Below are 267 nucleotides of genomic sequence, written 5' to 3' on the forward strand. Positions count from 1 at the left end.
CATGGCATCTTCACCCGCAGACTTGTAACCTTTATCGTCGCGTGCTTGGTATGTATCGTCCAGCGCTTGCAGCTTACCTTGATACAACGAAGAAAAGTTTTCTTTTTTAGATGTTCTTAAATCACCACCGGACCCTTTAACCCAAAGCACTTCTACCTGCTCACCTGTTAGAGGATCAGTTTCAATTAATTTTGCAGAAGTGTTACCGCCACCCGTATTTGTAATACGCTGATCTGCGCCCAAAATGTTTGAACGATAAACCAAGTT

Annotated in this window: 1 protein-coding gene; it reads right to left on the reverse strand. The window is 43.1% G+C overall.

What is annotated here, in order from left to right; translation table 11 throughout:
* Window positions 1-267 (reverse strand): hypothetical protein (locus tag SB756_RS30855; protein ID WP_410913340.1); only part of this gene is annotated, 267 nt, incomplete at both ends.

Origin of the sequence: Pseudomonas sp. SIMBA_068, assembly GCF_046534705.1 — a bacterium.
GTDB classification, from domain to species: Bacteria; Pseudomonadota; Gammaproteobacteria; order Pseudomonadales; family Pseudomonadaceae; genus Aquipseudomonas; species Aquipseudomonas putida.